Origin of the sequence: Pseudomonas tremae (genome assembly GCF_001401155.1) — a bacterium.
GTDB lineage: Bacteria > Pseudomonadota > Gammaproteobacteria > Pseudomonadales > Pseudomonadaceae > Aquipseudomonas > Aquipseudomonas tremae.
The window spans coordinates 1-295 of sequence record NZ_LJRO01000441.1 but is presented as its reverse complement, the minus strand read 5'-3'; the positions used below and the strand labels follow the sequence as shown (position 1 = coordinate 295).

The following is a 295-nucleotide window of genomic DNA, read 5'->3' as shown; positions in this document are numbered from 1 at the left end:
ATCGTCGGCGGCATCGTATTGATCATCGTCGGCGCGACGATTCTGTACGAGCACCTGTCAGCGGCTTGATCGACAGCCTGAAGCCTGTAACCACGCACAAAAAAAACCGCATCTTTCGATGCGGTTTTTTTGCTTACGGCCTTGCTACGACAGCGGTCAGACCGTCAGGGCCTGCCCACTCATGGCCAGGTCCAGCAGCTCACGGTTGGCAACGGCGTACATGGCGTAATCAGTGCCGCTTGCCGCACGAAGCTCGACCAGCATGGCACGCCAGCGCTCGACCATCAGCGAGTGC

The 295-nt window shown here is 59.0% G+C and carries 1 protein-coding gene; it reads right to left on the bottom strand.

Annotated elements, in window-relative coordinates:
- Positions 1-156 precede the first annotated feature (156 nt).
- A partial coding sequence (locus ALO43_RS32245) for an NAD-glutamate dehydrogenase (RefSeq protein WP_162235622.1) occupies positions 157-295 on the bottom strand: 139 nt, incomplete at its 5' end.